20 protein-coding genes and 1 tRNA gene are annotated in these 23,991 nt (G+C 60.7%); 4 read left to right on the top strand and 17 right to left on the bottom strand.

Annotation, left to right across the window (positions count from 1 at the left end; all coding sequences use genetic code 11):
• Nucleotide 1 precedes the first annotated feature (1 nt).
• Together AC3I65_RS00210 and AC3I65_RS00205 are read left to right on the top strand one after the other, a co-directional pair.
• Nucleotides 2-280 (top strand): hypothetical protein, encoded by a 279-nt coding sequence (locus AC3I65_RS00210; protein ID WP_107323122.1) that lies wholly within the window; start codon nucleotides 2-4, stop codon nucleotides 278-280.
• A 375-nt stretch (nucleotides 281-655) separates the two neighbouring features.
• Entirely contained in the window at nucleotides 656-1,645 is a 990-nt protein-coding gene (locus AC3I65_RS00205; protein ID WP_047226760.1) for a GGDEF domain-containing protein, read from the top strand.
• A gap of 151 nt (nucleotides 1,646-1,796) precedes the next feature.
• Here AC3I65_RS00205 and AC3I65_RS00200 read toward each other — a convergent pair whose 3' ends face one another.
• The 3 genes from AC3I65_RS00200 to gabD form a co-directional block, all read right to left on the bottom strand.
• Nucleotides 1,797-3,008, bottom strand: a complete 1,212-nt coding sequence (locus AC3I65_RS00200; RefSeq protein WP_107323123.1) for an HDOD domain-containing protein — start codon at nucleotides 3,006-3,008, stop codon at nucleotides 1,797-1,799.
• Between the two features lie 148 nt (nucleotides 3,009-3,156).
• Nucleotides 3,157-4,437, bottom strand: a complete 1,281-nt coding sequence (gabT, locus tag AC3I65_RS00195; protein WP_047226758.1) for a 4-aminobutyrate--2-oxoglutarate transaminase — start codon at nucleotides 4,435-4,437, stop codon at nucleotides 3,157-3,159.
• Between the two features lie 175 nt (nucleotides 4,438-4,612).
• Nucleotides 4,613-6,055 carry an NADP-dependent succinate-semialdehyde dehydrogenase gene (gene gabD, locus AC3I65_RS00190; protein ID WP_139048765.1) on the bottom strand — a complete coding sequence of 481 codons (1,443 nt, stop codon included), beginning with the start codon at nucleotides 6,053-6,055 and terminating at the stop codon, nucleotides 4,613-4,615.
• Between the two features lie 349 nt (nucleotides 6,056-6,404).
• On the opposite strand from gabD, the gene AC3I65_RS00185 reads away from it, so the two are divergent.
• Nucleotides 6,405-6,481: transfer RNA gene (locus tag AC3I65_RS00185), tRNA-Arg, on the top strand.
• A 62-nt stretch (nucleotides 6,482-6,543) separates the two neighbouring features.
• On the opposite strand, the gene AC3I65_RS00180 is transcribed toward AC3I65_RS00185, so the two are convergent.
• From AC3I65_RS00180 to AC3I65_RS00160, 5 genes are all read right to left on the bottom strand, one after another.
• On the bottom strand, nucleotides 6,544-7,164 hold the full coding sequence (locus AC3I65_RS00180; RefSeq protein ID WP_488523389.1) for a hypothetical protein: 621 nt from the start codon (nucleotides 7,162-7,164) through the stop codon (nucleotides 6,544-6,546).
• A complete protein-coding gene (locus AC3I65_RS00175; protein ID WP_047226755.1) occupies nucleotides 7,161-7,733 on the bottom strand; it encodes an RNA polymerase sigma factor in 573 nt (190 codons plus the stop codon). Before AC3I65_RS00175 ends, AC3I65_RS00180 begins: the two co-directional genes overlap by 4 nt.
• A gap of 169 nt (nucleotides 7,734-7,902) precedes the next feature.
• Nucleotides 7,903-9,564, bottom strand: coding sequence for a vWA domain-containing protein (locus AC3I65_RS00170; protein ID WP_047226754.1), 1,662 nt, complete (start codon nucleotides 9,562-9,564; stop codon nucleotides 7,903-7,905).
• 101 nt (nucleotides 9,565-9,665) lie between these two features.
• Nucleotides 9,666-10,247 carry a hypothetical protein gene (locus tag AC3I65_RS00165; RefSeq protein ID WP_076383113.1) on the bottom strand — a complete coding sequence of 194 codons (582 nt, stop codon included), beginning with the start codon at nucleotides 10,245-10,247 and terminating at the stop codon, nucleotides 9,666-9,668.
• A 164-nt stretch (nucleotides 10,248-10,411) separates the two neighbouring features.
• Entirely contained in the window at nucleotides 10,412-11,413 is a 1,002-nt protein-coding gene (locus AC3I65_RS00160; protein WP_488523388.1) for a zinc-dependent alcohol dehydrogenase family protein, read from the bottom strand.
• A 107-nt stretch (nucleotides 11,414-11,520) separates the two neighbouring features.
• Here AC3I65_RS00160 and AC3I65_RS00155 point away from each other — a divergent pair, with 107 nt between their 5' ends.
• A complete protein-coding gene (locus AC3I65_RS00155; protein ID WP_281459657.1) occupies nucleotides 11,521-12,399 on the top strand; it encodes a LysR family transcriptional regulator in 879 nt (292 codons plus the stop codon).
• An 8-nt stretch (nucleotides 12,400-12,407) separates the two neighbouring features.
• On the opposite strand, the gene AC3I65_RS00150 is transcribed toward AC3I65_RS00155, so the two are convergent.
• The 9 genes from AC3I65_RS00150 to AC3I65_RS00110 form a co-directional block, all read right to left on the bottom strand.
• Nucleotides 12,408-13,139, bottom strand: coding sequence for a hypothetical protein (locus AC3I65_RS00150; protein WP_488523387.1), 732 nt, complete (start codon nucleotides 13,137-13,139; stop codon nucleotides 12,408-12,410).
• 69 nt (nucleotides 13,140-13,208) lie between these two features.
• Nucleotides 13,209-14,522: an MFS transporter gene (locus tag AC3I65_RS00145; RefSeq protein WP_076383115.1), complete on the bottom strand. Its 1,314-nt coding sequence runs from the start codon at nucleotides 14,520-14,522 to the stop codon at nucleotides 13,209-13,211.
• A gap of 39 nt (nucleotides 14,523-14,561) precedes the next feature.
• The gene (locus AC3I65_RS00140; RefSeq protein ID WP_171061296.1) at nucleotides 14,562-14,735 is read right to left on the bottom strand and encodes a hypothetical protein; all 174 of its coding nucleotides are present in this window, start codon (nucleotides 14,733-14,735) and stop codon (nucleotides 14,562-14,564) included.
• 134 nt (nucleotides 14,736-14,869) lie between these two features.
• Entirely contained in the window at nucleotides 14,870-15,430 is a 561-nt protein-coding gene (locus AC3I65_RS00135; protein WP_076383116.1) for a YbhB/YbcL family Raf kinase inhibitor-like protein, read from the bottom strand.
• A 343-nt stretch (nucleotides 15,431-15,773) separates the two neighbouring features.
• Nucleotides 15,774-16,277 (bottom strand): poly-beta-1,6-N-acetyl-D-glucosamine biosynthesis protein PgaD, encoded by a 504-nt coding sequence (gene pgaD, locus AC3I65_RS00130; protein WP_047230322.1) that lies wholly within the window; start codon nucleotides 16,275-16,277, stop codon nucleotides 15,774-15,776.
• Nucleotides 16,274-17,629, bottom strand: a complete 1,356-nt coding sequence (gene pgaC / locus AC3I65_RS00125) for a poly-beta-1,6-N-acetyl-D-glucosamine synthase (protein WP_076383117.1) — start codon at nucleotides 17,627-17,629, stop codon at nucleotides 16,274-16,276. The genes pgaD and pgaC overlap by 4 nt, the downstream gene beginning before the upstream one ends.
• 1 nt (nucleotide 17,630) lies before the next feature.
• Nucleotides 17,631-19,628: a poly-beta-1,6-N-acetyl-D-glucosamine N-deacetylase PgaB gene (gene pgaB / locus AC3I65_RS00120; protein WP_160891509.1), complete on the bottom strand. Its 1,998-nt coding sequence runs from the start codon at nucleotides 19,626-19,628 to the stop codon at nucleotides 17,631-17,633.
• A 12-nt stretch (nucleotides 19,629-19,640) separates the two neighbouring features.
• Complete coding sequence (gene pgaA, locus AC3I65_RS00115) at nucleotides 19,641-22,121, bottom strand: poly-beta-1,6 N-acetyl-D-glucosamine export porin PgaA (RefSeq protein WP_107321439.1); 2,481 nt, start codon at nucleotides 22,119-22,121, stop codon at nucleotides 19,641-19,643.
• A 229-nt stretch (nucleotides 22,122-22,350) separates the two neighbouring features.
• Complete coding sequence (locus AC3I65_RS00110) at nucleotides 22,351-23,856, bottom strand: YdgA family protein (RefSeq protein WP_076383119.1); 1,506 nt, start codon at nucleotides 23,854-23,856, stop codon at nucleotides 22,351-22,353.
• Nucleotides 23,857-23,991: the final 135 nt, after the last annotated feature.

The raw sequence follows: 23,991 nt of genomic DNA, 5'->3' as shown, positions 1-23,991 counted from the left end.
AATGGGACTGGAAGACGAATACGTCGGCGATGCCGATTGGCAAACTTTCGTGCGGTTGTACGAAGAGGACTACCTCGACGACAACGCCCGCATGCTGGCCAAGGCCATGGATGACAACCTCGACATGGCAGTGGTGCTCTACGGAAAAAGGGGGCTCAAGGAAGGGTTCTGGTGGCTGGAACAGACCGTGCCCGCCCTGGGTAACAAACGCCCGGCCGATTGTCTCAAGACCCCGAAACTGATCAAGCGTCTGAGAATGGCCTTGATGAGCATGCCCTGATACGCCAGTAGCGTGTTGGAGAACGTCACCCCGCGATGGCCTCTACCCCCTAAGAATTTCGCCGGAAAGCCCTCATGCTTTGGCCTACGAGAGACGCCATGAGCCTGAAACAAGAGTTCGTTGCCTTCACGGCAACCCGGCAGCAACAAACCTGCGTCGTGGTCTTGATCGCAGGTGGCGCATCCAGGTGAACGAAAGATCAGGATCAAAAGATCGCAGCCTTCGGCAACTCCGACACTGCACCCCGCCCTTCGTCGCCTGAAAAGGAACTTCGCCCCGAATCCCTTATCTCAAAGAGCACTTCGCCATACTGGCGGGCTTTGGAGCAAGCGCGTGCCAATCCACAGCAGTGCACGTTCTTTGAGATTTGTGCCGATGGTCGACAAGAACCTACAGGATTCGTCCCAACCTCACTGGCCCGAAGCGGCCCAGACGCTCATGGCGCTGATGCACGCCCAGGGCGAAGTCGCGCGCCTGAGCGAGCGTGAGCAGCTATTCAGCTCATTGCTGGTCAGCGTCAACGCGGTGCTCTGGGCGTTCAACTGGGAAACCCGACAGGTCCTGTATGTCAGCCCCGCCTATGAACGAATCTTCGGTCGGCCGGCAGGTCTGGTGCTGGCTGATTTCAATGAATGGCGCGACGCAATCTACCCCGACGACCTCGAATACGCTGAGCGCAGCCTGGCCGAAGTGCTGGTCAAAGGTGCCGTGGAGGATCGTGAGTACCGCATCATCGCTGCCAATGGCCAGATCCGCTGGCTGAGCGACAAATGCTTCATCAACCGTAAGGCTGAGTCGGGGCAACCGGTGATCGTGGTGGGCATTGCCGAAGACATCACTGAAAAGAAGCTGCTGGAAAGCGAACTGCAACGACTGGCAACCACCGACGTTCTGACTCAGAGCAGCAATCGCCGCCACTTCTTCGAATGCGCTCACCGTGAATTCGAGCAGGCACGACTGCAGGGCACACCCATGGCGTTCCTGTTGCTGGACATCGATGATTTCAAAGTGATCAACGACACCTACGGTCATCAGGAAGGCGATAACGTGCTGCAGAAAATCGCCGAAAGCGGACGTTCCGTTCTCAGACGCGGTGATCTGTTTGGACGAATCGGTGGTGAAGAATTCGCCGCGGTGTTCCCTGGCTGTGCCCCGGACATGGCACTGCAAGTCGCCGAGCGTCTGCAGCGCGAGATTCAGCGCCTGGCTTTCCGCAGCGGGGAGAAAGGCTTCGGCATCACCGTCAGCCAAGGCTTGACCAGCCTTACCGCCGAAGATCAGAGCCTCGACACCCTGTTCTCCCGCGCCGATGCGGCCATGTACGAAGCCAAGCGCCAAGGGAAAAATCGCATCATTGCGGCTTGAGCAATCTCGTCGCCAAGGCGTCAGCAAAACTCCAGTCATACCCCCTGTGGGAGCGAGCCTGCTCGCGATGGCGGACTGACAGCCAGCGCATCGGTGAATGGCACACCCCTCATCGCGAGCAGGCTCGCTCCCACAGGGTTAGTCAGCGGCCTTACTTGCGGCGCAATCGCATCAACTCCGGCAATCCGATCTTCAGCAAACGCGCCGTGCGCCCACGGGCCAGCTCTTCCAGCCCTTCATGCTCGGTCAGATGGGCCATTTGCGCCGCCATGTTCATCACCAGTGCCTCGCGGGAGTAAACCCCGCCGCCCAGGCCATAGGCCGCCGCAATCAACTCCCGCAGCTCCAGCGGCAGACGCCAGCGGGTGCGCAGCGCGGAACCGAAGCTGGCACCGAACTGATCTAGCAAATTGCCCACCTCCTCCGATTCGTCGAGCTCGCCGCCGGCCTGCGTCCATTCCTCCAGGCATCGCAACAACGCCAAGTCCCCCAAGCGATGCAACAACCCGGCGCAATAGCAACGCTCCTGCTCCAGATCCAGCAGCCGCGCCAGCATCCGGGCGTACTCACCGGTGTGCAGCGACAACTCCCAGTAACGCTCGGCATAGTCTGCCAGGCACGGGACACTGAGCCGGGCACAGCGCTTGAGGGTCAGCCCCAGAATCAGGTTCATGCTCTGCCCGGTACCAAGCTGATGCAGCGACTGCGCGACCGTCTGCACCAGGCCGCCGCCCTGATGCTGCGCAGCGCTGTTGGCCGCAGCAATCAGCACGGCGGTAATTTGCGGGTCGGTGCGGATTTCTTCTTCCAGCAGTTTCAGGTCCAGACCGCCGGGGTTGAGGCTGCGCTTGACTGCCACTTGCACATCGGTCATCAGCGGCGCGCCTTCGGAAGAATCACGTCGACGCTCCAGAAAGGTTGTCAGGGTCTGCTCCGGGGCTGACACGGCGGTGGAGCAATCCTCTGCGCTGCTCAACAGTAGCCCCTGCAAACGCTGGGTCAGGTCTTCCCGGTTCAAGGGTTTGGTCAGGTAGGCCGCAGGCGCCAGCGGCAAGACCTCACGTACGCTGGCGCTGTCGTTGCGCCGGCTCATGAGAATGAACGGCAACACCGGTTTTCGATGCTGCTGGCGAAGGCCCCGCAGGATGCTCAGGCCATCGACGCCCGGCAATTCCCAATCGGCGATCACCAGGTCATAGGCGTTGTGCGCAAGCAGATACAGAGCCTGCTGGCCCTCGCCGCACGTATCCACCCGGGCATCGCAGCGTATGCCCGATAACACCTGCTCAAGCAGCTCCCGAGACACCGGATCGGCCTCGGCGATCAACACACGGGGTACAGCGGGTAAATCCACGGCAGTCATGCAGCATCGCTCCCTCGCAATACTTGCACCTTAGCCAATGGTGGCCGTTGCAGACAGCTCTACCCTTGGGAATATGTTCCCGAATATGAAAAAACCCGCTGCGAAGCGGGTTTTTTGTGGGTCAGCGCACAGCTCAGGGCTCGTACAATCAGAGCTCGGAGAAGCACTCTTCGATGATTGCCAAGCCTTTGTCCAATTGCTCGTCTGGCGAGGTCAGCGGTACCAGCACCCGCAGGACGTTGCCGTAGGTGCCGCAGGACAGCAGGATCAAGCCCTTGTCGCGGGCCTTGGCCACAACCTGAGCCACGGCCGCCGCGTTCGGCTTGTGGGTATCGCCATTTTCGAACAACTCCACGGCGATCATCGCACCCAGGGCACGGACTTCGCCGATGACCGGGTATTTCTTCTGGATGGCCTTGAGGCCAGTCACCAGACGCTCACCCACCGCCTTGCAGCGATCCAGCAAGTGCTCTTCCTCAAACACCTCCATCACCGCCAGCGCAGCAGCGCAGGCAATCGGGCTGCCGGCGTAGGTGCCACCCAGGCCACCAGGGGCAATAGCGTCCATGTACTCGGCCTTACCGCAGACACCGGCCAACGGGAAACCGCCGGCGATGGATTTGGCGAAAGTCGTCAGGTCGGCGGCAACACCCATTTGCTCCATGGCGAAGAAGGTGCCAGTCCGACCGGCGCCGGTCTGTACTTCGTCAGCGATCAGCAGAATGCCGTGCTGATCACAGAGGGCGCGCAGGCGCTTCATGAATTCCTTGGGCGCCACGTAGAAACCACCCTCGCCCTGTACTGGCTCGATGATGATTGCCGCGATGTCACGTGGTTCGGCGTCGTTCTTGAAAATACGCTCGATGCTGGCAATGGAGTCGTCGATGCTCACGCCGTGCAGTTCGTTCGGGTACAGCGCGCGGAAGATGCCGCCGGGCATCAGGCCCATGCCGGCCGAATACGGCACGACTTTACCGGTCAGGCCCAGGGTCATCATGGTGCGGCCGTGGTAGGCACCGGTGAAGGCAATTACACCGGCACGACCCGTGGCGGCGCGAGCGATTTTTACCGCGTTCTCCACCGCTTCGGAACCGGTGGTCACCAGCAGGGTTTTCTTGGCGAAATCACCCGGCACCTTCGCGTTGATTTTTTCACACAGCTCCACATACGGCTCGTAAGCCAGCACCTGGAAGCAAGTGTGGGTCAGCTTGTTCAGCTGTTCGGTCACGGCGGCGATGATTTTCGGATGTACGTGGCCGGTGTTCAGCACCGCGATACCGCCCGCGAAGTCGATGAATTCACGGCCTTCAACGTCGGTTACCGTGGCATTCTTCGCCGATTCGGCGAAGATCGGGTGAATCTGGCCAACACCGCGTGGTACAGCGGCTTCGCGGCGTTTCATCAGGGAAGCGTTGGTCTTGTTGCTCATTGAATATGTCCTCATTCGCCGCTCATCGGTCGGCGTGGGTCAAGGCGTACATGGACGGGAGGCAACTGCGACAGCATGCGATGATCGACTGTCACAGCGTTCCGGCCACAAGAAACAGAACGGGTGAAACGCGCAAAGGGACAGCGCTCTCGTGCCCTTTGCGCTTGCAGCAGAATCAGATACCGAGGCAGAGGTATTTGATTTCCAGGTAATCCTCGATGCCGTATTTGGAGCCTTCACGGCCCAGGCCGGAGGCCTTGATGCCGCCGAACGGCGCGACTTCGTTGGAGATCAACCCGGTGTTGACGCCAACCATGCCGTATTCCAGGGCTTCGGCCACGCGGAACACACGGCCCAGGTCGCGGGCATAGAAGTACGAGGCCAGGCCGAACTCGGTGTCGTTGGACATCGCGATCACTTCGGCTTCGTCTTTGAAGCGGAACAGCGGCGCCAACGGGCCGAAGGTCTCTTCCTTCGCCACGGCGGCACTCGAGGGTACGTTGGTCAGGATAGTCGGCTCGAAGAAGTTGCCTTCCATGGCCTTGCCGCCAGCCAGCACGGTCGCGCCTTTGCTGACCGCATCAGCGATGTGCTCTTGCACCTTGGCAACCGCTTTCTCGTCGATCAAGGGACCGGTGGTGGTGCCATCTTCCAGACCATTGCCGATCTTGAGCTTGGCGACTGCCACTTTGAGTTTTTCAGCGAAGGCGTCGTACACCGAATCCTGGATGTACAGACGGTTGGCGCAGACGCAGGTCTGACCGTTGTTGCGGTATTTGGAAATGATTGCGCCTTCGACGGCCTTATCCAGGTCCGCGTCGTCGAACACGATGAACGGCGCGTTGCCGCCCAGTTCCAGGGAGACTTTCTTGATGTCCTTGGCACATTCGGCCATCAACTGACGACCGATTTCGGTCGAGCCGGTGAACGACAGCTTGCGCACGATCGGGTTGCTGGTCAGCTCGCCGCCGATGTCGCCGGCACTGCCGGTAACCACGCTCAGCACGCCCTGCGGGATGCCGGCACGGTGGGCCAGTTCAACCAGCGCCAGCGCCGAGAACGGGGTTTGCGAAGCCGGCTTGATGACCATGGTGCAGCCCGCGGCCAGAGCCGGGCCGGCCTTGCGGGTGATCATCGCAGCCGGGAAATTCCATGGGGTAATGGCAGCAGTCACACCGATTGGCTGCTTGATCACGATCAGGCGCTTGTCGGGCTGGTGGCCAGGAATCACATCACCGTAGATGCGCTTGGCTTCTTCGGCGAACCATTCGATAAACGAGGCGGCGTAAACAATTTCGCCCTTGGCTTCGGCCAGCGGCTTGCCTTGTTCCATCGTCATCAGGCGGCCGAGGTCGTCCTGGTTTTCGATCAGCAATTCGTACCAGCGGCGCAGCTTGTTGGCGCGCTCTTTGGCGGTGAGGGCGCGCCAGGCCGGCAACGCCTTGTCGGCGGCTTCAATCGCCCGCCGGGTTTCGGCAGCGCCCATCTTCGGCACCGTGCCCAGCACTTCACCCGTTGCCGGGTTGGTAACCTTGATCGTCTGACCATTGTCCGCGTCGACCCAAGCGCCATCGATAAAGGCTTGCTGGCGGAACAACTGGGTGTCTTTAAGCTGCATGTCGGCTTTCCTTAACAGCACCGCGCGCGCGCGGAGCGAATTAGATTTGTAGAAAGGCGCCTCAGGGGCTGCCGTCAGGGAAATCATCCACCGGGCTGAAGCACAGAAATAACGCACATAAGCACAGACGTGCGGTTCAGCACCCAGACAAGAGCGTTTGAAATCTCAAACGAATCCTAGGGCCGATGGGGGGGAAGGACAATAGGCTGTTCGAAAAAAAGAACAAAAAACCTGAATTTGCCTGCTTTTTCTGATCAGCGTAGCCCATACCCACCTATGCTTATGAAAACACCGGCAAATCAGCAGCATGGACGCCCGCATTGCATATGAGTATCATGGCGCCCGCGTCGCACCAGTAGCTCAGCTGGATAGAGTACTGCCCTCCGAAGGCAGGGGTCGTGGGTTCGAATCCCGCCTGGTGCACCATCTGCAGAATCAAAAGCCCCAGGTCTTGCGACCTGGGGCTTTTTTGTGGACGCTGATTTCACTCAACGCTTGCGCAACGCCTCCAACCGCGCCGGCAAGTCCTCCTCGGGAAAGCGCTGATGCAGCGCCAGCAGCTTTTCATCAGCAGCCTTGTCCTCACCCGCCTCGCGCCAGCGCAGGATTTCCAGCAGTTCCTGCTCCAGCGACGGCCGTGCAGCGGGCACGCGTTTGCTCATTTTCGCCGCAGGCTTTTCCGCCAAGGCGTGGTCAGCGCTTGCCGGGGCTTGAGCGCTTTCGCCCTGGGGTGCTGCCATGCGGGCTATCGGCGCGGGAGCGGACATGGCAGGCGGCGGTGCGGCGGCGACTGCGGACTCCTGTCGATTGGCGGAAAACTCCATCGGAGCTGGCGCGGACAGGTCGCTCTGAGGTACTGGCGAGCGAACCACCAGACCGATCATCAACGCGACCCCGGCAACCGTGGCGAATGCCATCTGCCAGCGCGGCCGTTGGCAGGCCTGTAGCCAGCGTTTCCACAGACTGGGCGTAGGCGTCGGGGCTTCGCGACGGGCGGCAGCCAGGATGAAAGCGTCCAGGGACACGGGCGGTTCGCCGCTGGCGTGTTGACGGAAATGCTCGATCAGCATTTCGTCATCGGGCTTCGGGGTGTGTTTGGAATCAATCATGCGGGTACCTCCTCGGCCAGCAGTCGATGCAATTTCTGCTGGGCGTAACGCAAGCGGCTTTTTACCGTTTCCAGCGGGGCGCCGGTCAGGGCGGCGATCTGCGGCAGCTCCAGGTCGCCGTGCAGTCGCAGCAGGAAGACTTCCCTCTGGTCTTCGGGCAAGGCTTGCAACGCGGCGTCCAGGCGGGCCTGATCGCGACTCAGGCTCAACTGCTGTTCGGGGTTGCTGGTGTCGTCGGGCTGGACATGAACCTGTTCGTCGTAACTGTCGTGCAGCGGGTTGCGGACACCGTGTTTGCGCCAGTGATCAATCAAGCGGTTGCGGGCAATCTGGAACAACCATGTACGAAAACTCGCCCGTCCTTGTGGCTGGGTAGTGCTGCGGATCAGGCTGAGCCAAGTGTCCTGGAAGACTTCCTCGGCCAGTTCGGCTTTGTTGCTCAAGGACACCAGAAAACGATATAGCCCCTGTCGATGGCGGGCGTACAGGACTTCAAAACACGCCCCGTCGCCATCGCGGTAGCGGGCCAGCAGCGATTCGTCGCTGGGACAATCATGCGGAGCGGGCATGTTGGTGACGAACTCCTTTGCGGTTAACACAGTTCTGGCAGGCGACAAGAGAGTACCGTGGGAGCGAGCCTGCTCGCGATTGCGTCGGATCAGTCAATAATGATCGTGATCGATCCACCGCTATCGCGAACAGGCTCGCTCCCACATTTGATCCTCGTCGTGGTCAGGATCAGCGCTCAAGGCTCTGCGCGAGTTCCACTAACTGGACAAATTCGGCACGCAGCCCAAACGGATCATCGCCCCGGGCGGAACGGGCCAATTGCGCGGTGTCCTTCAAGCTCATCGTCCCAGTGTAGCGGCCATCCCCCTTGAGCTGTTGGGCGAAGGCGGCCACAGCGGCCGAGAAGCGCAAGTCGTCGCTGGCCTTGTCATTTTTTTGCGTACTGGCGACAGGATGCTCGATCAATCGACTGCTCCCGCCTTCAACGGGCTTGTAGCGCACGCGCAGCATCGCCAACTCACCTGACTTGCCGTCCAGCTTAGGTGTGCTCGCATAACGCAACGGTTCCAGCCAGCCCTGCTCGCCTTTCGGAACAATTTCATACAAGGCGGTCACCGTGTGTCCGGCGCCTATTTCGCCCGCATCAACCTTGTCGTTGTTGAAATCCTCACGCTTGAGCGCGCGGTTCTCATACCCCAACAGCCGATACTCACTGACCTGAGCGGGGTTGAACTCCACCTGCAACTTCACATCCCGCGCCACCACTGCCAGGGTTGAGCTGAGCTGGTCGACCAATACCTTGCGCGCTTCAAGCAAGTTGTCGATGTAGGCGTAGTTGCCGTCACCGGCATCGGCCAATTGCTCCATCAGATGCTCATTGTAGTTATCCACACCGAAGCCCAGCGTGGTCAGGGATACACCGCTTTTACGCCGGTCCACCGCCATTTGCTTGAGGCTGTCGAAGTCACTGACGCCGACATTGAAGTCGCCATCGGTGGCCAGCAGGATGCGATTGATGCCTTTGTCGATAAAGCTTTCCTGAGCCATCTGATAGGCCAGCTCGATCCCCGACGCACCTGCGGTGGAACCGCCGGCGTCCAACTGATCGATTGCGTTGCGGATCTTGACCTTGTCGCGGCCCGAGGTCGGCTTGAGCACCACCCGGGATTCGCCGGCGTACACCACCAGAGACACCCGGTCCTGCTCGCGCAATTGCTCCACCAACAACTTCAGGGTGCTCTTGACTAGCGGCAGGCCCTCGCGTCGGTCCATGGAGCCGGAAACATCCACCAAAAACACCAGGTTGGCCGGCGCCAGGTCCGCCACGGCGCGATCGCTCGCCTTGATGCCGATACGCAACAGGCGCGTGTGAGGGTTCCATGGCGACGGGGCTACTTCAGTGGTCACGCCGAAGGGAGATCCGTCGGTGGGCAAGGCATAGTCGTAAGGGAAATAGTTGACCATTTCCTCCAGTCGTACGGCGCCTTCGGGCGGCAGGCTACCTTGATTGAGGAAACGTCGCACATTGGCGTAGCTGCCGGTATCGACATCGACGCTGAAGGTCGAGACCGGCGTTTGGGCAACACTATGAATAGGATTGTCCTGCAGTTTTTCATACTGCTCGCGGGGCTCGGCGCGGTAATCCCCCGCGACAGCATCGGTCCTCACCCTTGGCGAGGGCATCGAAGCCGGAGCGGCCATACGCTTGACCAGAGGCTCGCGCACGTTAGCAACTTCGCTTTGCCGCACCGGGGCGGGGGACGCAGACGGTGGTTCGGCCGGCGTGGCAGCCTCCCGGGACGAAGACAACCCACAACCGGCCAATGCCACCAGCAAGGTCACGGCGAAGCCCTGGGCAGCAGGACGTAGGAATGAAGGAGGACAGGACATGGGTTGAACCTCGTGAATGAATGATCCGTTCACAGGGTCAGACGCGAGGCACTCGTGGTTCGGGTTAACGACCACGATATTCTTTTAATACGCGAGCATGCCTAGCGGGACGGAATGGCCCGCAGGTCGTCGGCGATAAAGCGGCTCAGTTGGCCGGTGTAAAAGCCTTCGACATCCGAGTTACCTCTGTTGGTCAGAGCGCCCACCATGCTTCTCATGTTCTGGAATTGCCCGATCGCGCCGCCCGGCATCAGGCCCTGACGGGCCTGGGCAAAGTGCAAAACCTCGGCGCCGGCCTTCTTCACCTTGACCTGATAGCTGAAATCGACACTGGCGAGGAGCGTGCCATCGGCAACGATTTTGCTCATGAAGCCGCCTTGGGTGTCTTGAATACGTCGCGCGTAGACGCTGTTGACGTCCAGCAGATAGTCGGCAGCTTCCTTGCTGGAGGCATAGCGATTGTCCTCGAGCAGGCGGCCGATCAGGTCGGTATGCAATTGCTCACGGACCTTTTCGTCAGGCAAAAAGCGATCGTTCTTGCCTACGACTTCAACGTCGAAGGTGTCGATCCAGAAGGTGGCGGTTTTGGGAATCGTTACCGGAGTGGCGGAGACATAGTAATCGGGTTTGGAGGCACAGCCCGCCATAAGGCAGAGGGCCAGGAATATGGCAAAAACGCGCATGTCTGAATTCGTCCCTGAAAGGTAGTGGCATAGTGACAGCGGCATTCTACGGAGTTTGGACGGGTTCTCAAGTTTTGGCGGCAGCGGATGGCGGCAAAACCCCGGCCGTTGCAGATCGGGGCGATTTTATGGGTGCGGCTTCCGGATAACAGTTGCAGACCGCGTCACTCCCCCGCCATCTCTACCACCGTCTTCCCTTGCCCACGCCCCTGCGCTAGTTGCGCAAACGCCTCATTCACGTCTCCCAGGCCAAACCGATGTGGGTCTACCTTGATGCGCAGCACCCCGGCCTCAACCAAAGCCGCCGCTTCGCGCAATATCCGACCATGGTGCTCGCGCCCCTTGCCGGTCAGCAACGGCATCAAGGTAAACACCCCGGAATAACTCGCCCCCTTGAACGACAACGGTGCCAGGCTGTGTTGTCCCCAGCCCAGACAGCTGAGTACGTGGCCGGTATAGGTTTTCACTGCGTTGAAGGACGCATCCAGTGTCGAGCCGCCGACGGTGTCGTAGACGATGTCGAAGCCTTCGCCGCCGGTGTGCTGGCGCACGTAACTGTCGGTGTCCTGCGCCCGGTAGTCGATAGGGGTCGCGCCCAGTTCACGGATGAAATCCAGGCTGGTGGCCGAGCCGGTGGCATAGACCTCGGCGCCGCGGGCCTTGGCAATTTGCACGGCCATTTGACCGACGCCGCCCGCGCCGCCGTGGATCAGCACTTGTTGGCCGGCCCGAACATTGGCCCGGTCTACCAACCCTTCCCAGGCGGTGATGAAGACCAATGGCAAGGCTGCCGCTTCGCGCATGCTCAACGAACCGGGCTTGAGCGCAATCAGGTGAGCATCGACGGCAATGTATTCAGCCAGCGCACCCTGGGCGCCGCCGATGCCGCCGGCCATGCCGAACACGTCATCGCCGGGGGCGAAATCGTGCACGCCCTCTCCCAGCTCAACGACTGTTCCGGCCAAATCGATACCCAGTACGGCGGGCAGCGGCTGGCGGGCATGAGCGCCGCCACCTGCCGCGATCTTGGTATCCAGAGGATTGATCCCTGCGGCGTGAACCCTGATCAATACCTGTCCTTTGCCGGGAACAGGCCGGGGAATGTGGCGAACGACCAGCGGAGCCTGAGCGGTTTGGGCAATGGCGGCGAACATGGTGTTGTTCATGACAGTAAACCTCCAATGAGTGGGTGAGTACATGTTGCGGCCGTCGACGCATTCCGATAAGTAAGCAACTATGGATAGGATTTATTCCAACCAGAGGCCAAATCCCGATGAATCTATTCGACGCGATGCAGATGTTCGTGCGAGTGGTAGAGCGCGGTTCGTTCTCGGCGGTCGCCCGGGAGCTGAACCTGGGTCAACCAGCGGTTAGCAAGCAGATCCGCGCGCTGGAACAACACCTTGGCGGTGCGTTGTTTGCCCGCAGCACTCGCCATCTTGCGCTGACCGACCAAGGCCAGCGTTTCTATATCCACAGCAAGGAAATACTCAGCAGCCTCGACACGGCCCGGCTCAGTTTCACCCGTGGCCAGGAGCAGATCGCCGGCCCTTTGCGTGTGGCCGCCCCGGTGAGTTTCGGACGGCTGTGCATTGCGCCCTTGATGAGGGAGTTTTTGGCGCGCCATCCACAGGTTCAAATCGACCTGAAACTGAACGACCAAAATGAAGATGTGCTGAAAGAAAACATCGACGTCGCCATTCGTATCGGCGTGGTGAAAAACGAAGGGCTGGTCGCGGTTTCCCTCGGCGATAGTCCGCGCCGGGTGTATGCCGCTCCCGCCTACCTGCAACAACACGGCACCCCGCTGGAGCCGGCGGATCTTGCCCGCCACAATTGCTTGGGCTTCACGCTGCTGGAGCATTACGACGTTTGGCGTTTCGACCAGCAGGACAAACAGCACCGAGTGACGATCAAGGGCAATGTCACCAGCAACAGCAGCGAGGCAATTCGCGAGATGGTTCTTAGCGGGCTGGGCATTTCGCTTTCACCGCAGTGGTTATTCGCCGCGGATGTTCGCCAGGGAACCGTGTCCAGCCTGCTGGAGGCTTATCAACCCGTAGCGCTGCCCATCAGCGCCGTGTTCAGCCAAGACCGGCGCCGCTCGGCAAGAACTCGCGCCTTTGTGGATTTTCTGCGCGAGCGTCTTTGAGCAGCCGGTTATGCGTAACGAACCTGACTGATATCAATCGCCACCAGCAATTCCCCCTCCACCGCCTGATCGTCCGCATCCCGCCGATACGCCCGGCGCTTGCTGGGCATGCACAGCCCATCGGCCTTGATGTAGTCCTCCACATACTGGGCCGCCGGCAGGCCACCGCTCACGTCCACGGTGTAATCATGCCGGCGCAGCAGATAGTCATCGCCAAAGTAGAAGTCCTGGACCGGGCAGTGAGTGGCGAGGGTGTCCGGGAAGTTCACCCGCAAGCGGCGCCAGACCTGGCCACCTTCCTTCCAGGGTTCCAGCTCCTGGTTGGTGACACCCGGAAAAGTAAACAGGAACGGCATGGTCAGGTAGGACCAGAGCGCATATCCATTGAAGTAGGCACGGTGAAGCGGATCCCACGGAGTGGTTTGCTCGTGCTTGAAGAACGAAGCCCTGGGGTCCGAACGCTCAGCGATCACTTTGCCCTCAGTGGTTTCGATGGCGATGCGATCAGGCGTGAAGGCGGTGCGCTGGTTCAGCGCACCGAACGGCATGACCGAGGCGCGCTGTTCATGCAGCCAGACAGTCATCTGCCGTGGAGCATTGTCTTGCGTTAACCCCTTCATGGCCCACAACGAACCGCCGGTCACAAGGGTGACCTGGACAGTGTTGAAAGTGTTCCAGCGCTCGAGACCGCCGTGGGCAATCAGGACTTGTTCCAGCAGGTCGTGCTTGTGCGCCTTCATGATGGCCGTCCTCCTCGAGTTGGAAACGGGGTCATTCATGAGTGTAGTCGTGCACCTGGGGCAGAGTCCTTACGATTCACAGGCCAACGAGGCCTGCGCGGTCTTCGAATGCCGGGCGGGAAAATACGCCGCCGCAGCCACACCCACCGCGCCCATCACCACGCAATACCCCACGCACACCCATGGGCTCCACGGCACCAGTGCGATCAGCACCAAAGGCGTCACGCTGGCCCACAAGGCATAGGCAATGTTGTAGGTGAACGAGATGCCGGACACGCGGATTTTCGGCGGAAACAGGCTGACCATCACCGATGGCACCGCACCGACCACGCCGCAACCCAGGCCCGCCACAGCGTAGGCCAGGCCCAGCCAGGCGCCGCCGCTGATCAGGCTGGCGTAGAGCACGGCGATGCCCATCGGCAACAGCAGGCTGTAGAGCATGACAGTGCGCCAGGCGCCGATGCGGTCGACGATGAGGCCGGCCAGAACGCAGCCGATGTTCAGGAAGACGATGCCCAGACTGCTCAAAGCGAACGTGTGACTGGGGGTCATGCCGAAACTTTTTTGCATTACGGTCGGGGTGATGACCACGAACACCACCACGGCGGACGTCAGCACGCAGGTGAGGATGGCGGCGGGCAACAAGGCGTGGCGATGGTCCCGCAGCACGGTGCGTAGCGGCAGTTCCGTCGCGCCCTCGCGCTTGGCTTGCAGGGCCATGAAGATCGGCGTTTCGCTCAGCCAGCGACGCAGCCAGACGCCGATTACACCGAAGACCCCGCCCAGCAGGAACGGCAAGCGCCAGGCGTAATCGAGAATTTCTGCTGCAGTGAATATCTGCGCCAGCGCCGTGGCGGTCAGGGCGCCCAGCAAATAGCCGAAGGTCAGACCAGCCTGGAGGAAACCCAGCGCGTAGCCGCGATGCTGCAGCGGTGCATGTTCGGCCACGAACACCCAGGCGCTCGGCACTTCGCCGCCCACCGCCGCGCCTTGCAGGATGCGCAGCGCCAGCAGCAGCAACGGGGCGAAATAGCCGATTTGCGCGTAGGTCGGCATCACGCCGATAAGCAGGCAAGGCAAGGCCATCATCAGGATGCTCAGGCTGAACACCCGCTTGCGCCCCAGGCGATCGGCGAAGTGCGCCATGAGGATGCCACCCAGGGGCCGTGCCAGGTAGCCGGTGGCGAAAATCCCGAAACTTTGCAACAGGCGTAGCCATTCGGGCATTTGCGGCGGGAAGAACAGTTGGCTGAGCACCAGGGCGAAGAAGACGAAGATGATGAAATCGTAGATTTCCAGCGCGCCACCCAGGGCGGCGAGGCCCAGGGTTTTGTAGTCGGATCGGCTGAATCGGGCGTCTGGCAGATGAGTTGTGGCAGTCATGGGCAGATTTAAACAAGAAAAGTTTTTGAGAAGGACGGTTCAGGCGTCTTGGCCGTCGTCCATGGGCTGTGCCGGTGGTTGGTCTGGCTCAGCGTCTTCGGCCTCTTCAGCAGGCAGGAAATCCTTGCGGCTCTGGGCGATGGCCCGGCGTATTTCGTCGCCTTTGGTGGGGCAGTTCTTGAGGCGGGCGATGCCGTCGGGTTTCTGCGTCATCGCCATCCTCCGGTATGAATGAACAGGGGCTCGATAGTGCTCGCTTTTGGCGCGTGATGCCAATTTTGTGGTTGAGGGTTGCTGCCCGACCCAGCGGGAGCAAGCTCCCTGGCCACAGGGAGCTGTTGCTTGGATTAGCGGTGGTAGCGACGCACTACGCTACTGTTGCGCAAGACGTGACCGTTGATTCTTTCCATCAGTTGAGGGCGTGTGAGGCCGGCTGGCAGGGCGTGCGGGGGCAGGTCGAGCGCGTATATCTGGATCAGGTAATGATGAGCGCTGTCGCCGATAGGTGGGCAAGGGCCTATATAGCCGCGGGTGTTTTTACTGTTGGTACCGCTTACGCCTTCAAGGGCGGACTGGGTGCCCATGCCGGTCGGAATATGCCGCGTGCTGGCCTTGATGCCGTAATGAACCCAGTGGTCGACGCCCTGGCCTTTCTGGCCGTCCGGGTCGTGCATGACAATGGCGTAGCTGAGGGTGCCGGGCGGGCCCGCTGTCCAGCTCAAGGCCGGGGAAATGTTCTTACCGCCGCAGTTGCTGGCGTCACTGGCGGCCGCCGCGGTGAACAGCCGGTTATCCGACACACCTGGCATGCTGAGGGTGAAACGTTCCTGAGCCTGGGCCGCCCCTTGTGCGCACAGCACGAGGGCGATGACCGCCAGCCAGGGAGTAAGGGAAGTCGATCGAGTCATACCGGGCACCTTATGCAGATCAGGCCATGGACGGCCTGCGAACTATAGCCGCAGCGCCTGCCAGGTTTCAGTGACAATTACGATGAACTTCGAATCCGCCACATCGATCTGCGTTGACCGTGATTCGCGACATCACCCATCCCCCTGTGGGAGCGAGCCTGCTCGCGATGGCGATGGTTCAGTTGGCATCCATGTTGACTGAAATACCGCTATCGCGAGCAGGCTCGCTCCCACATTTTGATTTGTGCTGACCGTACTCTGTGGGAGCGAACGCGGCGTTTTGAAGGAAATCTCCGAGGAACTGGAAAGCAACAAGATCAACAATCACAGCCTGCGGCAGCGCTTACACCGAGTGATCGACCGGCAGGTGAATCACCCGGGGCCTTTCCAGCGGTGCCAGTGGCGGCGGTTGCAGTTCCGGGCTCAGCAGATGGAAATGCGCCACGACGTGACTGATATCACCGTCCTGGTTGTTATGGATGATCTTGGAGCCGGGCCGGCGCAACGTGTCCAGACGCGCGTCGGTCAATTTGAAGCTTTCGCTCAAGCTTTGATCGTCCACCACCGGCGCTGGCAGCCGACGCTGGGCGAAGCTGCGGCTTTTGCGCTGCTGATAGCGCGCCCAGGTAATCAGGATCACCGCGTTGACCAAGGCGATCCAGCCATATATCTGCAACGTCCCGAGCGTGTCCATGAGCGAGCCACCGAGGCGCGGGCCTGCCTGGCTGTCAAACAGGGGCCAGAGCCCGTTGACCAACAGATACAACAGCCCCAGCCACGCCAGCACGGTAAAGAGCGCATCGATGACCACCAGAAAAGGTCTTTGTCGGGTCCTGATAATTTTCATCGGATCACTTCCTCTTCTTCGTCATCGAACGGTTTGATGCCGCGATCCGGGCTGACCCAGCGCGCGCGTTTCTGATGCTGCCCGAACAGCACTTTCGGGAAACTCACCAAGGTGGTGAACAGACTGATCAGCCAGAACACCAATGGGTACCACACCACCCAGAACATGATGTGCCACAAACCTTTTTCGTAGCGGCGATCGATCAGGATGCTCACCGCGAACTGCATCAGGCACACCACCGCCAACAGCAACCCGGTGAAGGCCGGTGGCATGAGGTGATCGACCGCGATGGCCGCTGGCATTTCGACGAATTTACCGGCGCCCCAGAAGATCACCGACAGCAGGAACGTGAACGCCCAACCGGTGGACAGGCAATATTCGAACAGCAGTGGCCACAGGTAGCGGTGGCGGTATTGCCAGATGCCGCGGATGTTCTTGAACAGCACTTCGGCCCCGCCCTGGGCCCAGCGCAGGCGCTGCCGCCACAGGCCGCGCAGGGTTTCGGGCATGAGGATCCAGCACAGGGCACGGGGTTCGTAGAAGATGCTCCAGTGGTCCAGTTGCAGCTTCCAGCTGATGTCGATGTCTTCGGTGATCATGTCCGGGCTCCAGTAGCCGACCCGGTGCAGGGCCGTACGACGGAAGGCGACGATCACACCGGAGACGGTGAAGATCCGCCCGAAGACGCGCTGGGTACGCTTGATCAAGCCAATGATCGAGGAAAACTCGCCAACCTGCACCCGGCCGATCAAAGTCGAACGAGTACGGATACGCGGATTACCGGTCACTGCACCGAGGCGGGCATTGTCCAGCATCGGTGCCACCAGGTAGGCGCAAGTGTTGGGTGCCAACAGCGCATCACCGTCGATGCACACCAGGTATTCACTGCGCGCCGCGATGGCGCCCATGCGCAGGGCCACGGCCTTGCCCTGGTTTTCCGCCAGATGCAGCACGCGCAGGCGCGGGTCATCAGCCGCCAGTTGGTCGAGCACTTGGGCGGTGTTGTCTTTCGAGCCGTCGTTGATGGCGATGACCTCGATGTTCGGGTAATGCTGGCCCAGCGCGGCGTGTATGGTATCGGCGACGTTGTCGCCCTCGTTGAAGCACGGAATCAGAATGCTGATCAGCGGTTCCCCGGCCAGCGGCGGCGGCAGGGTGTCGTCCTTCCACGGCCAGTGACGCTCCCAGTGCAGCCAGAAATACAGGCCGCCGGCGATCCACAGCCCGGACATGAACAGCGGGTAAAAGAACACGAAGTCCATCAGGAATTGCCCGGTGACCAGGAAGATCAGGCCCAGGGGCACCCCAAGGACGATCGCCAGCACCAGCAGGGCGAGCAGTCTGTCGAGCATGTCAAGGATTCCACTTGTTGGAGAGCGCCGGCCGCACGGTTTTCACAGCGGGCTGGTCTTCGATGAAGTTGTCCGGGTAGTAGCCGAAACTGGTCACGCCTGAACGCTTGAGGCGTCCCATCCATTCGGCCAATTGTTCGCCGTCGATGTCGCTGACCGGTTTGCTGTGCCAGTCACGGGCCTGCAATTCGAACACCGTGCGCTTGAGCGCACCGGGGCGGGCCTTGACGGTCTCCACCAGGCGCTCAAGCCAGGGACCGGATTGCTCGCGGGTCTGCTTTTCCATCAACGGCATGGCCATCGGGGCCGTCCAGTTGTAGGCGCCAAGAAAGTCGTCCAGGTTCTGGGCGAACCAGGCTTCGCTTTCGGGATTGAGCATCGGTTCGGCAAAAATATTGCGCGCTGTCAGCACCTGCGGGCCACGAATCGCGCGGACCTTGGCAGTGAGCTCGTGGGTGAAGTCGATCAGGTAGCGGCTCTTGAAACGAGTCCAGCGCTGCATCGCCGCTGGGTCGTCCCGCAGGGCGGCGATGGACGTCGGCAGGCCGTTGGCGGCATAGACTTTCAGGGCAGCGGGGCCGGCGTCCTCAAAGTCAGAAAACACGGCGTCGTCGTGGTACAGAACGCCGTCCACCGAACTCATCCGCGCCAGGTCTTCGTAGATTTCGCCGATGACCCGCCGCACGCTCGGATCGAAGGGCGACAAACGTACGTACTGATCCGGGTCCACACCCGTGCGGCCGGTTTCCGGGTCCCAACGTTGTACGCGGGGCAGTTTCGAATCCAGGCCAAAACTGAGCACTGGCATCCAGGCGAAGACCTTGGCGTTGGCCCGGGTTTTCAGTTGCCACGCAACCCGATCGAACAGATCGGCCCGTACCGGCAGATGACGGTTGGGAAAGTACAGCGAATGCACCAGACCATCACCTTTCGGATCGGCAAAGGCTTGCAGGAAAACGGTGTTGGCGCCCAGGTCGTAAATGCGCTGGATCAGCTTGCCGACATTGGCTTCCTGCTGCACAGGATCCGGGTCATAGACGTAATCCAGGTCGACATGGACCACCCGCAACGGGTCCATGGTCTGCACGCCGACGACGCTCTCGGCGAAGTGCGCACCATCCGGATCGGAGGCCACCAGAAAACGCGGGCCACTCATCAGGTTATTGAGGCTGTCCAGACCATCTTCCAGAGTCAGGGCCATTTGGTAGCCTTCGCTGCCAATCACCTGCAAGGCGGTGCCATCGGCGGCACCGTAGGGCCAGACCCACACGCGCGGACTGTAGCCGGTGACCTTGCGGATCTTCTCGGAAATGGCCACCACGTCCTTGCGCTGGCGAGCCTGGAAATCAGCTTCGCTTTCATAGCGACCGGTGGCGGGATCGTAGCGCCGGGTCGTCGCCGCCGGTTGCAGGTTGCCTTGCGGGTTGGCCAGTACCCCTTTGTGATTGGCGTCGGTGTGGGCGGCGATTTCCACCAGGCCCGATTTCGAGACCTCGCGAATTTGCTCCCAGGTCAAAAACTCGGAGCGCTTGCGCGGCACTCCAGCGAAGTCCACCGGCTGGTTCGACGGCGTGTCGATCCAACTACCGACCGGGGCCAATAGCGCCGGCCAGTTATAGGCGCGCAGGATCGGCATGACGCGGGTGTAAAAGCTTGAGTAACCGTCGTCAAAACTCAACAACACCGCCCGCGGCGGCAGTTCCGGGCCACCGTTGCGAGCGGTGATGATCTGGTCCACGGTTACCGGCTGGTAGTTGTTTTCCCGCAGCCAAGCCAATTGCTCGATCAGGCGTTCGGTACGCACGGCCACGAGCGCCTGGTCGGGGTCGCGGTCTTCCACGTCGTGATAGGCGATGCCGAGCACATGGTTTTTCGGCCACGGGGCGTCGTTGGCCGCCAGCGGGCGCTGTGAGGGCGGTGTGAACGCCGGGGCTTGCTGGGCACAAGCGCTGATCAGCAAGACCCCCAGCAGAAGGATGAATCGCGAAATGACAGGCATCTTCAAACTCTTCTAGAAGCGGTAGGTGAGGTCGACAAGCAGGCGCAGATCGCTTTCGCGGTCGCCGTCATAGGGGCGGTTGAGCCAACTCAGTGCGGCACCTGCCTCAAGCACGTCGTTCCAGATAAAACGCTGGCCGTAGCTGAGCAGGCCCATGGCACCGGTGCTGTGGTCGCGCTGGCTGTAGGTACCGGCGCCGGCCTGGAACTGCTGGCTCCACGTCGTTTCGTAGCGGCGGTACAACACATGATTGGCGCTGACGGTCGGCATGACGCTCAGATCTGACTTGGGGTTGAAGTAGGGGACTTCGTCAGAGCCGCTGTTGCGACTGGCACCCACTTCCAGGCCCAGCTCCACTTGCAGCCGCGGAGCGCTGTAAATGCCTTCGCGACCGGTGAGCAGGGTTTCGAGACGGTTGTTACCGTCACTGAAATGCGATGGGCTGACCGCCAGTTGCCACTCCCGGCTTTCATGGGCACGCCAGCGAACAAAACCACTGCCGCCGTTGGCGCGGATACCGCTGTTGAGCGCCCGCAGCGGGGTGGCGGCCGAGAGGTAATCCAGGCTGCCACCGTACTGCCAGTGATCGTTGATGTCCCGGGCCACGGCCAGGCGCGCCCCCTGCTTGTCACCGGAGCCGTAAGAGTGGTTGGAGACTTCCGCTTCCAGCGTCATGTCACGGGTGCGGCGCTCCACACCCAGACGCTGCCAGCGATGGTGGCCGGTGCCTTCTTCGAAATCGCCGGTGGCGTAACCGACGCCACCGAATAGCCGCCAGTCTTCATTGATGGGTGGGCTGTAGAGCAGCGTTTCAATGCCGAAGTCGCGACTACCGGTGACTGCACCGGCATCGCCGCTGCCGCCGCCATAACTCTTGCCGGTGTAGGCTTCGATACGCAGTTCGGCCATGTCGTGCACTTCGCGCTGGCGTTGCAGGCGTTTGACGTGGGCGTTCTCCGGGTACCGGGCGACCACGTCATCGGTCAGCGCGTCCATCTGCCGCCACTCCTGCAGATCCATGGCGGCGCGGGCCTGGGCGACTTCCAGCTCACGGTTACGCGGGGTCGTGGTCTCGACTTCCTTGAGCAGGCTTTCAGAACGTCGCGGCCATTGCCGGGCCTGGTACAGATCAGCCTGGGCCAGTCGCAACCCGATGTTGCCGGGGCCTTGATTGACCAGGGTCGCCAGACGCGTCTCGGCGGTGGGCAGGTCGGCGCCATATGTGCCGGCCTGAGCGGCGAGTTGTTGTGCGTCCATCCATTCGTCATTGGGGTTGCCGATGGGCAGCCCCTTGAGCTCGACGCGTGGTTGCTGGGATTTGGCCAAGTCTTCGGCCAGGGCACGGGCCTCTTCGGATTTTTCACTTTCCAGCAGTGCGTAGTAGAGCGCGGTGCTGTCTTCGAAGCGGTCCGCCGGATCGGCGTCAGGTGCCGTCAGTACCCGGCGGTACAGGTCGACGGCAATCTCCGGTTCACGCTGCTCCAGATAGGAGGACGCCACCCAGCGCAAGGCATAAGTGGGAATGGCAACCCCTTCGGCGAGCAGCCTTTGGTATTCAGCAATCACTTCAGCTCGTCGAGCACGGGCGTTCAGGGCGCCGATACGGTCGATGCGCCAGCGCAGTACATCGTCATGAGCCTCGGCCACCGGAGTCCAGGTGGCGAGCAGCTTGTCGTAATCGGCCAGGGCGCGGTCTGCGATAACGAAGCGATCCTTCTCGCTGCGGCTCGCCATGTCCGCCAGACGCACCCGTTCAGCCGCAACATCGCCCTCCAGTCGCCGCTGCACGCCCTGATCGATCAACCCGGGTTGCAGACGAGCCAGGCGCAAGGCCGGCTCAGGCAAGCGGGCACGTTGCAGCGCAATGATGTATTCGCGGGCGACCTCGAGATTGTTGCCGGCGCGAGTAAAGGCCTGGTCGTATTCGAACAGCGCCTCGTGTGGACTGTTGGCACGGGTCAGGGCATAACCCAAGGCCAGTCGACGCGTCGGGTCCTCAGGTTTGGCTGCAACCATGGTCCTGGCACGACTGACTGCTTCGTCGGGTTTACCGGCGTCGGCCTGGGTCAAGGCCAGACCCAGTTGCAGATGGGGATTCTGAGGTTCGACGATTAAAGCCTGGCGATAGAGCGCGGTGGCCGAGTCCCAACGCTTGAGATTGCGATAGGCACGTGCCGTTGCAGTCAGCGCCGCAACGGGCAGGTCGCGATAGCGGCCTTGGGCTTCATAGACTTTCACCACCTCGGCATCAAAACCGGCCCAGCTGGCAATCTGCAGATGGTCACTGATTTGCGCGGTGCTGGCCTGATCGACCGGGACCTGGCGCAAGGCGGTCAATGCAGGCGTGTAATGGCCGGCGCGAGCGTCATGCACCATCTGGTCATAGGCGGTATCGGCAAACGCCAGCACCGGCCAGCACAATTGGCTGCACAGCGCGAGGCGAAACAACGGGCGCAAACCACATTGAATAAAGGGACCCACAGTACGCGGCATTCGTCAGCATCCTTACATGGCCAGCCGGGTCGCAGTGCCCCCTTGCCCATCAAACAGGAAGCCGGATCAAAGGAATCCAGCCAAGCTCTAATGGACCTAGTTTTGCACTCTGGAGCGGGTCGTTTTCCAAAACGCCATAATTCTTCAGAATCGATGCAGATTTTCGCGGGCAAAAAAAACCGGCCTGTGCGCAATGCACAGGCCGGGCTTTGGATGTTGCTCCAGTCGATTACTGGATGGTTACGCCGCCACCCAACTTGTTCATCACAAACGCGGTGAATTGTTCGACTGTCATCTTCTGACCGTTGAAATCAACTTGATTGTTGGCGTAGTGCAGCTTGGTGACCACATCGTTGCCTTCAAGCGTTGCCAGCTCTGTGCCCACCGCCATCGCGCTGAACATATCGCTGGTGGCAGTGGCCTGATCGGCGATCAACTTGGCGTCGGTCTGGCCTTCCATTTGCGCCTGCACGGTCAACAGATCAACCAGCATCGGCTTGGAGACTTTCAAATTGAAATCCAGCAAGGCGAGCAACTGACGACCCAGTTGATCAGGCGGCAGGTCCATGGATTGCGGCTTGGTAAGGTCGATGACCAGCGTCGCGCGGCTTTCGCCATTGGCTGTAGTGAACGACAGATTTTCCAGTGCCACTTGCGGGCCGCCGGCCAGGAGTTTTTCCAGGTCGGCCTTGACCTGCGCCTCCTCAGCCTCGCTCAGCACCAGCTCCGGCGCTGGCTCACCGGCTGCTGCCGCTTCAGCCGCCGCCTGCTCGTAGGGTTGCAGCTTGGTTTGATAGACCTGCATGAGCGACATGGTGGCCGGGATGTCCAGGTTCTTCAGGCTGACTGCCATCTGCGCAGAACCGATAGCCTTATCGTTGAATGACAACTCACCGACCTTGTAATCGGCACGCCCCGATGCGCTGGTGCCATTTTCGGTGCTGTTGTTCTTCATCTCGAAGTTCTTCAGGCCCAAGACCGACTTCTGCTCCCCAAAAGTAGTCTTGCTGTTGCTGAGCATCAGAACGTTATCACCCATGTAATAACCATAAGTGCTCTTGCTCAGGTTGCTGGCGAGCGTCAGGCCGTTGAGCTCGACTTGCACCGGCGTCTGGTCCTCAGCGACGGTGGTCAGCTTGAAGCTGTCCATATAACCGTCAGCCTTGATTTTCTCTGCCTGGGCGCTGGAGGCCAGGTCGATCTTCAGACCAGAGAAACTGAGCTGGGACTGTTCATCCAGCTTGGTGTCCAGGGGCAGCAACTCGAACGTGCCGTGGGTCGACTGGTCGTAGCCCAGGTTGACCACACCTTTGAGCGGCGACTTGTCCTTGGCAGCGACGAACCATTTCTCGGTCAACGGCGTGCGTTCAAGTTCGGTGTGGCTGGTAGCCATGACCGGCAACCATTTGAGCGTCATCAGGCGCGAGAACGGCAGCGGGCCATGTTCGATGTTGTCGACGAACAGCAATTCAACCGATTCATCACCAAACATCTCGCCTTCACCTTTGAGGCGATAATGGGCGGTGCTGCTGAAAGTCCCACGGTCCAATGACACCAGCTCGATCGAAGCCGTGCCATTTGACCCGGCCAGGGCCGTTTGCATTTGCTTGTTGCTGTCGGCAATGGCGGTTTGCAGCACTCCTTCGAGTTTCGTTCCGGTGTACCAGGCGCCACCCGCGCTGATTGCACCGACGACCACAACGATTCCCAGAAGTACGCTTGCTGATTTATTCATGAGTGATCCGATCAATATCCATGGTTGAAAAAGCCGTCGTCTTCCCTGACACCGCTAAGGGTGTGGCTCGACGCCGCGAAGTGGAGGGAGATTACCATCAGGCATGCCAGCGGGCCCAATGTTTAAAGGGGGGAA

It is taken from the genome of Pseudomonas sp. N-1-13 (genome assembly GCF_057787095.1).
The sequence above is the reverse complement of the archived record's forward strand: the minus strand, read 5'-3'. Positions and strand labels throughout refer to the sequence as shown.